We start from the raw sequence: 11,802 nt of genomic DNA, 5'->3' as shown, positions 1-11,802 counted from the left end.
GGCCTGGATGGTCTTGAACAGCTTGACCTTGCCTGGGTATTCGGTCAGCGCTTCGTAGTACTCGTAGCGCTCCTCGAAGGCCTTGCCCGTCAGGTCGTGCAGGTCCGGGACTTCGGATGGCGAGAACAGGGTCCATTTGCCGTCATCGAAGACACGCTTCATGAACAGGTCAGGGATCCAGTTGTCCTTGTTCAACTCCTGGGTACGACGACGATCATCACCGGTGTTCTTGCGCAGCTCGATGAACTCTTCGATGTCCATGTGCCAGGTTTCCAGGTAGGCACAGACAGCGCCCTTGCGCTTGCCACCCTGGTTGACCGCTACGGCGGTGTCGTTGACGACCTTCAGGAATGGCACGACGCCTTGCGATTTGCCGTTGGTGCCCTTGATGTAGGAGCCCAGCGCACGAACCGGCGTCCAGTCGTTGCCCAGACCGCCTGCGAATTTGGACAGCATGGCGTTGTCGTGGATGGCGTGGTAAATGCCCGACAGGTCATCCGGAACGGTGGTCAGGTAGCAGCTCGACAGCTGTGGACGCAGGGTACCGGCGTTGAACAGGGTCGGCGTCGAGGACATGTAGTCGAAGGACGACAACAGGTTGTAGAACTCGATGGCGCGGTCTTCACGGGCTTTCTCTTCGATTGCCAGGCCCATGGCCACACGCATGAAGAAGATCTGCGGCAGTTCGAAACGCACGCCATCCTTGTGGATGAAGTAACGGTCGTACAGGGTTTGCAGGCCCAGGTACGTGAACTGCTGGTCGCGCTCGTGGTTGATCGCCTTGCCCAGTTTTTCCAGGTCGAATTCGGCCAGCACAGGGTTCAGCAGTTCGAACTCGATACCTTTGGCGACGTAAGCCGGCAGCGCCTTGGCGTACAGGTCGACCATTTCGTGGTGAGTGGCGCTCTCGGCGACACCCAGGAAACCCAGGCCTTCGGCACGCAGCGTGTCCATCAGCAGGCGCGCGGTGACGAACGAGTAGTTCGGCTCACGCTCGACCAGCGTACGCGCGGTCATCACCAGAGCGGTGTTGACGTCTTTCATCGCCACGCCGTCGTACAGGTTTTTCAGGGTTTCGTTCTGGATCAGGTTGGCGTCAACCTCGGCCAGACCTTCGCACGCTTCAGTGATGATGGTGTTCAGGCGGCCCATGTCCAGGGGCGCAAAGGAGCCGTCGTTCAGGCTGATGCGGATCGACGGGTGAGCCTGCACCGGCGCTTCGGCGGTACGGCCTGCACGCTCCTTGGAGCGGTCGTTGCGATAAATCACGTAGTCGCGAGCCACTTTTTGCTCGCCAGCGCGCATCAACGCCAGTTCTACCTGATCCTGAATTTCTTCGATGTGGATGGTGCCGCCCGAAGGCATGCGACGCTTGAAGGTCGCGGTGACCTGTTCGGTCAGACGGGCAACGGTGTCGTGGATACGCGACGACGCGGCGGCGGTACCGCCTTCAACTGCGAGGAAGGCCTTGGTGATGGCGACGGTGATCTTGTCATCGGTGTACGGGACAACGGTGCCGTTACGCTTGATCACACGCAGCTGACCCGGAGCGGTGGCGGACAGGTCCTGCTGGGTCACACCTGTCTGCGGCGCGATGGCCTGCGGATTCTCGCGAGTTGTGTCTGTTTGCATGGGTGTCTCCACGTTCTCTATGTTTATTGGACGCTTTTTGCGTCCACCGTTCCGTCTTGAGGCAGTTGACCGACAGGTGTCAGTCCAAGGACTTCAAAACGGATGGGAATGGCTTGATGAGCGCCATCCCTGGCCTTGAAGTCGAAAAGGGCGCGGGTCTTGTGGCCCGTCGCCCTGAAAAATCTGGTGCAGAATGCTGGATTCATGTTGCAACACTTGTACCGTAACGCGCAGATCATGACGCTTGGGTGTCTGCCATTCGCGTGTGAGCGGTCAGGCGTTGAAACCGGGGATAATTCACCCCGTTGGGCACGAGAAAAATGCTTGAAATCTCTCGGTCACTTGTGTTTGGTCTTTTGCGTGAACCCCTACATGTAGGGTCTCCACTGGCGACGGGCTACAAGATAATGCGTTTTGGACACCAATTGCAACGCATGACCTGTGGATAAACCTGTGTGTAATTTGTGCGCGAATCGGGGAAATTGCGTGTAGCCCGCATAACCACTGGGATGGGCCGCCGATGACTGTTTTTTCAGCGTTGGAAAACAGTCGTCCGGTTTTTGCGGGCGCGAACCCTATCACAAAAAAACTGCTTGGCAAGGGCGACGGCGGGGCGTTTTGGGATGTCGTGTGTCATGTTGGGGCCGTTGCTACAATCGCGCCGCAAGTGATCGCTGCCAAGTGCAGGCAGACGCTGCCTTTGCAGGAGTGAGCTTCGCGATAGCTTTGTGTCAGGCAACGTAGATACCCTGATCCAGCGCATCGCGAGCAAGCTCACTCCTACTAATAAGAACAACCCAAGGAGACTCGGACCGTGCAGCAAGAACCCTGGCAGATACTGATCGTCGAGGATGATCAGCGCCTGGCCGAACTGACCCGCGACTACCTGCAAAGCAACGGCCTGCGCGTGGATGTGGAAGGCGATGGGGCGCGGGCGGCGCAGCGGATCATCGAGGAGCAGCCGGACCTGGTGATCCTGGACCTCATGTTGCCCGGCGAGGATGGCTTGAGCATCTGTCGCAAGGTCCGTGACCGGTACGACGGGCCGATCCTCATGCTCACCGCGCGCACCGACGACAGCGACCAGATCCAGGGCCTGGACATGGGCGCTGACGACTATGTCGGCAAGCCGGTGCATCCTCGCGTGTTGCTGGCACGGATTCATGCCTTGCTCAGACGCAGCGAAGCGGTGGATGCGCCGACTCAGGAACAGCGTCGCCTGGTGTTCGGCCCGCTGGTGGTAGACAACGCCCTGCGCGAGGCCTGGCTCAACGAGCGCAGCATCGACCTGACCAGCGCCGAGTTCGACCTGTTGTGGCTGCTGGTGGCCAATGCCGGGCGGATCCTCTCCCGCGAGGAAATCTTCACCGCCTTGCGCGGCGTCGGCTACGACGGCCAGGACCGCTCCATTGATGTGCGGATCTCGAAAATTCGCCCCAGGATCGGCGACGATCCAATCCATCCGAGGCTGATCAAGACCGTGCGCAGCAAGGGCTATCTGTTCGTCCCGGAAGCGGCCAGGGACATGAACAACTTCATGCTCAATGGCTGACCGATGAACTCCATTTTCCTGCGTATCTATGGCGGCATGCTCGGCGTGCTGGTGCTGGTGGCGTTGCTCGGCGTGCTGACCCTGCACCTGGCCAACAAGGTGCGCAGCGAGCAATACCGCGAGCACCTGGCCCACGGCACCTTCACCCTGATGGCCGATAACCTCAAACCCATGGACAGCATCGAGCGCACGCGATCGCTGGCGGTGTGGGAGCGGCTACTGGGTATCCCGTTGACCCTGGAAACCGCCGAGCAGGCGCATCTGGATGGAGGCTCGCGCAATCGCCTGAGTCGCGGCCAGGTGGTGGTCGAGCAGACCGGGCCCCACGCGGCGCGGGTGTTTCGTGAAGTCGAGCCGAACCTCTCCGGCAAGCCCGGCAGCGCGCTGTTGCTGACCGGCGAGGTGCAGCAGATCAGCGAGCAACTGGCCCGGGCGACGATTTTTCTATTGCTCGACGAACTGGTGCGCTTCCCCGTCGATGAGCAGCCGATTCGTCTGGAGACCTTGCGCCTGAGCAAGGGTTTCGGCTTCGACATGCACCTGATCAGACTCGAACAGGTGGATGTCGATGACGATCAGCGCCGGCGCATCGATGAAGGTGACACGGTGATGGCGCTGGGCAAGGGCGGCGACTCGATCCGTGTGCTTTCCGGCGTCGGCAAGACCCCGTGGGTGCTGGAGATCGGCCCGCTGTACCAGATGAACCCTTATCCGCCGGAGCTGCTGATCCTCATCGCCTGTCTCGGGCTGTGCCTGATCGGCCTGGTGGTTTACCTGCTGGTGCGTCGTCTGGAACACCGCCTGCGCGGGCTGGAGGCTGCGGCCACGCAGATCGCCCAGGGCAGTCTGGACACCCGGGTGCCCGCCGCCGGTGCCGATTCCGTGGGGCGGCTGGCCTCGGCGTTCAACGGCATGGCCGAGCATTTGCAGCGCTCGCTGACCATCCAGCGTGAACTGGTGCGCGCGGTGTCCCACGAACTGCGCACCCCGGTTGCGCGCCTGCGCTTCGGGCTGGAGATGATCGGCGACGCCAGCACCCCCGAGGCGCGGCACAAATACATGGTCGGCATGGACAACGACATTCAGGATCTGGACAAACTGGTGGACGAGATGCTGACCTACGCTCGTCTTGAGCAGGGCTCGCCAACCCTGAATTTCCAGCGCATCGACCTCGACGCCTTGATCAATCAGGTCATCGCCGAACTTGCGCCCCTGCGGGCCAACGTGCGAGTCAGTCGCGGGCAATGCATCAGCGTCAGTGACGATGCCTGCGATGCGGGGCAGGCCTGGGTCGAGGCCGAGCCGCGCTACTTGCATCGGGCGCTGCAGAACCTGGTGAGCAACGCCATGCGCCATGCCGAATCCGAGGTGCGGGTGGGTTATCAACTGAGTCAGGATCGCTGCCGCATCGATGTCGAGGACGACGGCCCGGGGGTCCCGGAAAGCGCCTGGGAGCGGATCTTCACGCCGTTCATGCGCCTTGACGACAGCCGCACGCGGGCGTCGGGTGGACATGGTCTGGGACTGTCGATCGTGCGACGGATCATTCATTGGCACGCCGGGCGCGCATTGATCGGGCGCAGCCAGCAACTGGGGGGTGCTTGTTTCAGCCTGGCCTGGCCGCGCCGCCAGGGTGACGCGTGAGCAGCCGATTGTTTGCAGGGCCGTTGGCCGTCTTTGCCAGAACGCTGGTGCTCGATGACGCCCGACCGGTTGTGGCATTGCCCGAGCTGCTGCGCGACGAAACGCTGGACCGGTTGTTGCTGCAGGTGTATGGCCCGGCGTTGATGCCGGACAAGCTGCCGGTGCTGGTCTCGCAGTGGTTCAAGTACTACGCGATGCAGCTGATGCCGCCCGTACTGGTGGTGAGTCTGGTGCATGGGATGAGTTGGCCATTGCAGCTCGATCATCTTGGTTTTGCCCTGCATCAACGTGGGATGCTTGATGGCGTGAGGTTCGGCGAACCGATGGTTGACGCCTTGCGCTCGGATGCGCCGTTCCAGCGGTTCGCAGCATTGCTCGAGAACCTGCAGCAGGTGATCGACCGGTTGAGCGGCTATGGCAAGGTGGCGCCGGGAGTGTTGTGGGGCAACGCCGGGGATTATTTGGAGACCTGCCTGGGGCAGCTGGCGGCGGTCAGCGATGTGCCGCTGGATGCGGGCTATGGGTTGCTGCGCGAAAAGCTGCGCCCGGATGGCACGCGCAATCCGCTGTTCAATGCCATTACGTATATAGAAGGGTCGCAAGGACAGTCAGTACGGCAGCGACGCAGTTGTTGCCTGAGTTATCAGGTGCAATGGGTGGGCCGCTGTGAGCATTGCCCGTTGCATGGGGCGGACACCCCGTAGGAGTGAGCTTGCTCGCGATGGTGGTGTGTCATTCAACACCTGCATCGCAGACATATTGCGATCGCGAGCAAGCTCACTCCTACAAGTGACTGGGTTCAAGCTGGAATCGCCACCAGACTCAACAACTGCCCCTGCATCACCGCAAACTGCGCTTCAAGCTCTCTGCCGCTGTGCCACTCATCCGACAGATCGATCTTCAAGCGCAGGCGCGCGCTGCCGGTTTGCGACCATTGCAGCAGCTCGGCGTGTTCAAAGTAGAAGCGTTTGAGCACCAGCGGGTAGAGCGCCTTGAACAGGCTTTCCTTGAGCGAAAAGGTCAGGGTCACTAGCAGCGCCGCTTGATGCTCGGGTCCTGCGGCCATGCGCTGCATTTCATTGTCGGTGAGGATTTCTGCGGCCAGCCTTGCCGCACGTTCGCTGCTCAGCAATTGCTCCACATCCATGCCCAATCCGCGCCAATGCTGTTTGCTGGCCACAATGGCCGCCGCCCAGCCGGTGCTGTGGGTGATCGAGCCGCACAGGTCTTGCGGCCAGACCGGCGCGCGGTCGTCACCGATCAGCGGGACATGCAGGCGGCCGTCGAGTTGACGCATGGCTTCGCGCGCACACAGGCGCCCGGCCAGGAATTCAGTCTGACGCTTGGCGACCGAGCGCTGGATGCTGGCGGGCGGTTCGATCAGGCAACGCTGAAAGTCACCTTCCAACAGTTGTTGTGGATCGAACGGGCTGCTGACCAGCACCACATTGGGCATGGCTTGGGGCAGGGGCCAATGAGTGGTGAGACTTGGGCAGCAGGTGGGGAGGGTCGCAAGTGGCTTCATGGGCGGCATTTTGCCGCAATCGTATCGTCAGACGCCACCCTACCTGGGGACTCTGTAGGGGCCGGCAAGCCGGACGGCTACGGGTTATGCGTCCGGCGGGTGGCGTGCATTTGAACGTTCCCACACTCTACGTCCAGCAAACCCGCGTCTGCCCGGAGGGCGTGGGAGCCCGGCTTGCCGGCGATCTGGCGCGAAGCGGCAGCGACTCCTGCCACTGCGCTGTACCTGGCACGACCAAGACGTCTGGTTTTGCTACCGGTCCCCGGCAGATCGGCAAGCCGGGCTCCCACGGCCTGCGGCCAGAATCAAAAGCGAGCGATGCCTGCTCTGTAGCAGCCCGGCTTGCTGGCGGTGGCGATTTCAAAGACGCCACCGCCGCCAAGCAGGACGGCTACAGGGCAACGATCAGGCTCGATTACAACGTCGAATTCTTCGCGAACTGCTCTTTCAAGAACGCCTTCATGTCTGCCCAGGAGCTCATGTCCGCGGCCTTGTTGTAACCGATGTCCGGGCCGCCGTGATCGCCATGACTCAGCTTGTCGGCGTCGGGGTTGGTGAAGCCGTGTTTGGCGCCGTCGATGCCGACGAACTTGTAGTCAGCCTTGGCCGCGTCCATTTCCTTCTTGAAATCGGCAACGTTCTGCCCGGTGACCATGGTGTCGCCGTTGCCGTGCTCGATCAGCATGGGGGTTCTGGTCACGCCTTCTTTGGCCGGGGTCTTGGTGGTCAGTGCGCCGTGAAAACTGACGACCGCCGCCAATGGCTCGCCGCGCCGTGCCGCATCCAGCACCACCCCGCCGCCGAAGCAGTAACCGATGGCGGCGATCTTTTTCGGGTCTGTCTCGGGTTGTTTTTTCAATTGCTCGATCCCGGCGTCGAAGCGTTTGCTCGATGCGCTGGCGTCGGCGGTGGCTGCCTGCATGAAGGCCATGGCGTCTTTGGGGTGTTCGGTGTTCTTGCCTTCGCCATACATGTCGATGGCCATGGCGCTGTAGCCGAGCACGGCCAGATCGCGGGCGCGGCGCTTGGCGTAGTCGTTGAGCCCCCACCATTCATGCACCACGACAATCCCGGGGCGTGGTCCCTTGATTGCGTCGTCGTAGGCGTAGTAACCGACCAGTCGGGTGCCGTCGGCGCTCTGGTAATCGATGGTGCGGGTTTTCACCTCTGCCTGGGCGAGGCCGGCCAGGCACATCAGGGTCAGGGCAATCAGCAAACGCATGTTGTTCTCTCCTTTATTCATCCGGGATGGGCGACATCGCGTGCAGGGTTGACTGATAAAACACCGGCATTGTCCATCGGCAACTGTTCAGCGCAGGTTCAGTGGACGTTCAGTGGGAGTTCAGCGATGAGCGATTACCTTGGCTCCCGTACCCACAACAAGCGCGTGACGCTATAAGGACATATCCATGCTCAAGTTCAATCGATTGATTCTGGCCCTGGCTTTCATCGGTGGCAGTGCTGTCGCTCAAGCCTCTGAGGGTAGCAGTACATTTGCTGGTGTCACCTTCGGCAGTACCAGCGACAAGTTTTCCAAGTCCAACAATTTGAACCGTAATCTCAATAGCCCCAATGCCGACGGGATCATCGGCAAGGACAGCACCTGGGGTGTCCGTCTGGGTCAGCAAAACCTGGATAACCGCTATTACGCGACCTACGACAACGTTTCCGGCTCCCATAACGGGTTGAAAATGCGCCAGGAAAACCTGCTTGGCAGCTACGATGTTTTCATGCCGATCACGGCCACCACCAAGCTGTTCGGCGGCGGCACGCTGGGGCTGACCAAGCTGACACAGGAGTCTCGCGGTGCTAGCCGGGATACAGGGATGGGCTACGCCGCTGGCGTTCAGGCCGGTGTGCTGCAACAAGTTGCACAAAATGCTTCGCTGGAGTTGGGGTATCGTTACCTGCGCAGCAACGCCAGCACCGAGGTTTCGCCACACAATGCTGCAAAGGTCGGCTCACTGAAGCTTGACAGCAGCGCTCAGACGTATCTGGCAGCCAACTATCATTTCTGATCAGTGGCTGACTGGAACACTGCCGGGTTTACGCACTGCGTGAATCCGGCAGACTATTTTTCAGGTCCTGTCCAAAGCGACGGAACGTTGAGGGGAACGTGCATGAAACTGCTGGTTGTCGAAGATGAAGCCCTGTTGCGTCATCATTTGCAGACTCGCCTGACCGAAAGCGGCCATGTGGTCGAGGCAGTGGGCAATGCCGAGGAAGCGTTGTATCAGGCGGGCCAGTTCAACCACGATCTGGCGGTGATTGATCTGGGGCTGCCGGGCATGGGCGGGCTGGACCTGATTCGTCAGCTGCGCGCTCAGAACAAGGCTTTTCCGATTCTGATTCTCACCGCCCGCGGCAACTGGCAGGACAAGGTCGAGGGGCTGGCGGCCGGGGCCGACGACTATGTGGTCAAGCCGTTTCAGTTCGAGGAGCTTGAAGCGCGGATGAACGCGCTGCTGCGCCGCTCCAGCGGCTTCACCCAGTCGACCATCACCGCCGGCCCGCTGTTGCTGGACCTCAACCGCAAGCAGGCATCGCTGGACGAACAACCGCTGGCGCTGACGGCCTACGAGTACCGGATTCTCGAATACCTCATGCGCCATCATCAGCAGGTGGTGCCTAAGGAACGCCTGATGGAGCAGTTGTATCCCGATGACGACGAGCGCGATCCGAACGTGATCGAAGTACTGGTCGGGCGTTTGCGCCGCAAGCTCGAAGGCCCGGCGGGGTTCAAGCCTATCGATACCGTGCGCGGCCTGGGCTATCTGTTCACCGAGCGCTGTCGATGATTCGTTCGCTTCGCGTGCGTTTGATGCTGGCCGCTGCCACCCTGGCGGTCATTTTCATGCTGCTGATGTTGCCCGCATTGCAAAGTGCCTTCAGCCTCGCGCTGGAAAGCTCCATCGAAAAACGTCTGGCCTCGGACGTGACCACCTTGATTTCCGCGGCGCGGGTCGAAGACGATCGGCTGCTGATGCCGACCCTGTTGCCCGGCGAGCAATTCAGCCTGCCCGACAGTCGCCTGCTCGGCTACATCTATAACCGCGCTGGCAAGCTGGTATGGCGCTCTCGGGCCACCGAGGACGAATCCATCGACTACCAGCCTCGCTACGACGGGCGCGGCACCGAGTTCGCCAAGATCCGCCAGCCCAACGGCGAGGAGTTTTTCGTCTACGACGTCGAAATCAAACTACTCGGCGGGCGCAACGCGGCGTACAGCATCGTCGCCTTGCAGCCAGTGCGCGAGTATCAGGAAACCATTTCCGGTCTGCGCGAGAAGCTCTACCTGGGCTTCGGCGGCGCCTTACTGGTGTTGCTGACGCTGTTGTGGGTCGGCCTGACCTGGGGCCTGCGCGCGCTCAAGGGCATGAGCCAGGAGCTGGACCAGGTGGAGGCCGGCTCGCGCGAAGGTCTGAGTGAAGAGCACCCCAGCGAGCTGTTGCGCCTGACCGGTTCGCTCAACCGTCTGCTGCGCAGCGAGCGCGAGCAGCGCATTCGCTACCGCGATTCGCTGGGCGATCTGGCGCACAGCCTGAAAACGCCTCTGGCGGTGCTGCAAGGCGTCAGCGAGCAGATCGCCAAGCGCCCGGAAGACCTCGAACAGGCGCGCATCCTGCAATCGCAGATCGAGCGCATGAGTCAGCAGATCAGCTATCAGTTGCAGCGCGCCAGCCTGCGTAAGAGCGGCCTGGTGCGCCATCATGTGGCCCTCAAGCCGGTGGTCGAGAGCCTGTGCAACACCTTGGAAAAGGTCTACCGCGACAAGCGCGTCCAGGTGGTGCTCGACCTGCCGGACGATTGTCAGGTGCAGATGGAGGAGGGTGCTCTGCTGGAGATGCTCGGCAACCTGCTGGAAAACGCCTACCGCTTGTGTCTGGGCGAGGTGCGGGTGAGCTGGAAGCCCTCGATGATGGGCGATGAGCTGTGCATCGAAGACGACGGCCCCGGCGTGCCGCAAAGCCAGCGTGCGCGGATTCTCGAGCGCGGCGAACGCCTGGACCGGCAGAACCCGGGTCAGGGCATCGGGCTGGCGGTGGTCAAGGACATCATCGAAAGCTACGGCGCGCAGCTGACCCTTGGAGATTCGCAACTGGGTGGTGCCGCGTTCAGGATTCAGTTCGCGATTTGATGATTCGCTGGGCACTGCATGCCGCGAAGGCTGTAGGAACCCATTGTCGGACTGCTACAGGGTATCGCCGCCAGCACGATCGCTAAATTGATGATGATCGTTCCCACGCTCCGCGTGGGAATGCAGCCCATGACGCTCTGCGTCAGCCAACAGGCGATAGGTCGCATGGGGACGACCGAAACTCAACTGTAGGAGCCGGCTTGCTGGCGAACGCGGTGGGTCATCAACGACGATGCTGACTGGAAACCCGCCTTCGCCAGCAAGCCGGTTGGCCAGAAGCCCGACAGTTTCACACCTCCTGCGCCCGATACGCCCCCGGGGTCAGCCCCGTCCATTTCTTGAATGCCCGGTGAAACGCCGAGGGTTCGGAAAAGCCCAGCTGCTCGGCAATCTGTTGCAGTGACAGGTCGGCCTGGCTCAGGTGATAAATCGCCATGTCGCGCCGCAGCTCATCCTTGAGTCCCTGAAAACTGGTGCCCTCGTCACGCAGGTGACGGCGCAGGGTTTGCGGGCTGATGTGCAGATGATCGGCCACCCCGTCCAGATCAGGCCATCGGTTGCAGTCGCGGCTGAGCAAGCGGCGCAGCTGACTGCTGAGGCTGTCGCCGTCATCCGGGCGGGCCAGCAGATCGGCGGGGGAGCGTTCGAGGAAGCGCTTGAGGGTGCGCTCATCCTGCAGCAGCGGCAGGTTCAGATAGCGCACATGAAAGGTCAGGGCGGTCTGCCCGGCGTCGAACTGCATCGGGCAATAGAACAGCAGATCGTACTCAGCACTGTGGGACGGCTTGGGATAGGCGAAGGTTGCCTGCTCCAGGCGAATACGCTGACCGATCAGCCAGCTGGCCAGGCGATGCCAGATCACCAGCAACGACTCGCTGAGAAAATGCTCCGGGTCGCGCAGGCTCGAGTCGTCCAGGCACAAACGTACCCACTCGCCGTCACGCTGCAGACTCAGGCGTGGCGAATCGGCAAACAGCCCATAAAACATGAAGCCGCGCTGCAAGGCCTTGTCCAGGGTGCGGCAGTGAATCAACGCATGGCACATCATGGCGAAGCTGCCGCGTTTGCTCGGCGCCAGGGCAAATCCCAGGTACTCGTCGTCCAGCGAGCGCCACAACAACTGAATCAGCAGCGCGAACTGCTCGGGAGCGATGCGCGCTCTGGGCTCGTTCAGCCATTCAGGTGCGATGCCGACCTGCTCGAGTATCGGTCGGCAGTCCAGATCATATCGGCGTGCGCCCTGCAGCACGGCGCGGGCGAAGTGGCTGGCGATGGTTCGATGGCGCATGGCGGGCTCGTTGTTGTTCTTCG

At 61.5% G+C, this 11,802-nt stretch carries 11 protein-coding genes; 7 read left to right on the top strand and 4 right to left on the bottom strand.

Annotated elements, in window-relative coordinates:
* Positions 1 to 1,632: ATP cone domain-containing protein (locus tag ACI2KS_RS28350; protein WP_404624340.1), on the bottom strand; the 1,632-nt coding region annotated here is incomplete at its 3' end.
* Positions 1,633 to 2,152: 520 nt separating this feature from the next.
* Here ACI2KS_RS28350 and ACI2KS_RS28345 point away from each other — a divergent pair.
* The 4 genes from ACI2KS_RS28345 to fhuF all read left to right on the top strand — a co-directional run bounded on the left by ACI2KS_RS28345 (position 2,153) and on the right by fhuF (position 5,532).
* Positions 2,153 to 2,344 (top strand): hypothetical protein, encoded by a 192-nt coding sequence (locus ACI2KS_RS28345; protein ID WP_404624339.1) that lies wholly within the window; start codon positions 2,153 to 2,155, stop codon positions 2,342 to 2,344.
* A 102-nt stretch (positions 2,345 to 2,446) separates the two neighbouring features.
* The gene (locus tag ACI2KS_RS28340; protein ID WP_404624338.1) at positions 2,447 to 3,184 is read left to right on the top strand and encodes a response regulator; all 738 of its coding nucleotides are present in this window, start codon (positions 2,447 to 2,449) and stop codon (positions 3,182 to 3,184) included.
* A 3-nt stretch (positions 3,185 to 3,187) separates the two neighbouring features.
* Complete coding sequence (locus tag ACI2KS_RS28335; protein WP_404624337.1) at positions 3,188 to 4,828, top strand: ATP-binding protein; 1,641 nt, start codon at positions 3,188 to 3,190, stop codon at positions 4,826 to 4,828.
* The gene (gene fhuF / locus ACI2KS_RS28330; protein ID WP_404624336.1) at positions 4,825 to 5,532 is read left to right on the top strand and encodes a siderophore-iron reductase FhuF; all 708 of its coding nucleotides are present in this window, start codon (positions 4,825 to 4,827) and stop codon (positions 5,530 to 5,532) included. Before ACI2KS_RS28335 ends, fhuF begins: the two co-directional genes overlap by 4 nt.
* 95 nt (positions 5,533 to 5,627) lie before the next feature.
* Here the strand turns inward: fhuF and ACI2KS_RS28325 are convergent, their stop codons facing one another.
* Positions 5,628 to 6,353 (bottom strand): 4'-phosphopantetheinyl transferase, encoded by a 726-nt coding sequence (locus ACI2KS_RS28325; RefSeq protein WP_404624335.1) that lies wholly within the window; start codon positions 6,351 to 6,353, stop codon positions 5,628 to 5,630.
* 415 nt (positions 6,354 to 6,768) lie between these two features.
* The gene (locus ACI2KS_RS28320; protein ID WP_404624334.1) at positions 6,769 to 7,575 is read right to left on the bottom strand and encodes a dienelactone hydrolase family protein; all 807 of its coding nucleotides are present in this window, start codon (positions 7,573 to 7,575) and stop codon (positions 6,769 to 6,771) included.
* A gap of 187 nt (positions 7,576 to 7,762) precedes the next feature.
* Here ACI2KS_RS28320 and ACI2KS_RS28315 point away from each other — a divergent pair, with 187 nt between their 5' ends.
* The 3 genes from ACI2KS_RS28315 to ACI2KS_RS28305 all read left to right on the top strand — a co-directional run bounded on the left by ACI2KS_RS28315 (position 7,763) and on the right by ACI2KS_RS28305 (position 10,491).
* Positions 7,763 to 8,371: a hypothetical protein gene (locus ACI2KS_RS28315; RefSeq protein WP_404624333.1), complete on the top strand. Its 609-nt coding sequence runs from the start codon at positions 7,763 to 7,765 to the stop codon at positions 8,369 to 8,371.
* Positions 8,372 to 8,473: 102 nt separating this feature from the next.
* Entirely contained in the window at positions 8,474 to 9,151 is a 678-nt protein-coding gene (locus tag ACI2KS_RS28310) for a response regulator (RefSeq protein WP_404624332.1), read from the top strand.
* Positions 9,148 to 10,491 (top strand): ATP-binding protein, encoded by a 1,344-nt coding sequence (locus tag ACI2KS_RS28305; protein WP_404624331.1) that lies wholly within the window; start codon positions 9,148 to 9,150, stop codon positions 10,489 to 10,491. The genes ACI2KS_RS28310 and ACI2KS_RS28305 overlap by 4 nt, the downstream gene beginning before the upstream one ends.
* Before the next feature lie 289 nt (positions 10,492 to 10,780).
* On the opposite strand, the gene ACI2KS_RS28300 is transcribed toward ACI2KS_RS28305, so the two are convergent.
* Positions 10,781 to 11,779 carry an AraC family transcriptional regulator gene (locus ACI2KS_RS28300; RefSeq protein ID WP_404624330.1) on the bottom strand — a complete coding sequence of 333 codons (999 nt, stop codon included), beginning with the start codon at positions 11,777 to 11,779 and terminating at the stop codon, positions 10,781 to 10,783.
* Positions 11,780 to 11,802: the final 23 nt, after the last annotated feature.

It is taken from the genome of Pseudomonas sp. NPDC087358 (genome assembly GCF_044900785.1).
In the GTDB taxonomy this organism is placed as follows: domain Bacteria; phylum Pseudomonadota; class Gammaproteobacteria; order Pseudomonadales; family Pseudomonadaceae; genus Aquipseudomonas.
This window is presented reverse-complemented; position numbering and strand designations above follow the sequence as displayed.

Coding starts and splice junctions, on each gene's coding strand:
- ACI2KS_RS28320 (WP_404624334.1), bottom strand. CDS start 7,575: ATGCGTTTGCTGATTGCCCTGACCCTGATGTGCCTGGCCGGCCTCGCC.
- ACI2KS_RS28300 (WP_404624330.1), bottom strand. CDS start 11,779: ATGCGCCATCGAACCATCGCCAGCCACTTCGCCCGCGCCGTGCTGCAG.
- ACI2KS_RS28325 (WP_404624335.1), bottom strand. CDS start 6,353: ATGAAGCCACTTGCGACCCTCCCCACCTGCTGCCCAAGTCTCACCACT.
- ACI2KS_RS28345 (WP_404624339.1), top strand. CDS start 2,153: ATGACTGTTTTTTCAGCGTTGGAAAACAGTCGTCCGGTTTTTGCGGGC.
- ACI2KS_RS28335 (WP_404624337.1), top strand. CDS start 3,188: ATGAACTCCATTTTCCTGCGTATCTATGGCGGCATGCTCGGCGTGCTG.
- ACI2KS_RS28315 (WP_404624333.1), top strand. CDS start 7,763: ATGCTCAAGTTCAATCGATTGATTCTGGCCCTGGCTTTCATCGGTGGC.
- ACI2KS_RS28310 (WP_404624332.1), top strand. CDS start 8,474: ATGAAACTGCTGGTTGTCGAAGATGAAGCCCTGTTGCGTCATCATTTG.
- ACI2KS_RS28305 (WP_404624331.1), top strand. CDS start 9,148: ATGATTCGTTCGCTTCGCGTGCGTTTGATGCTGGCCGCTGCCACCCTG.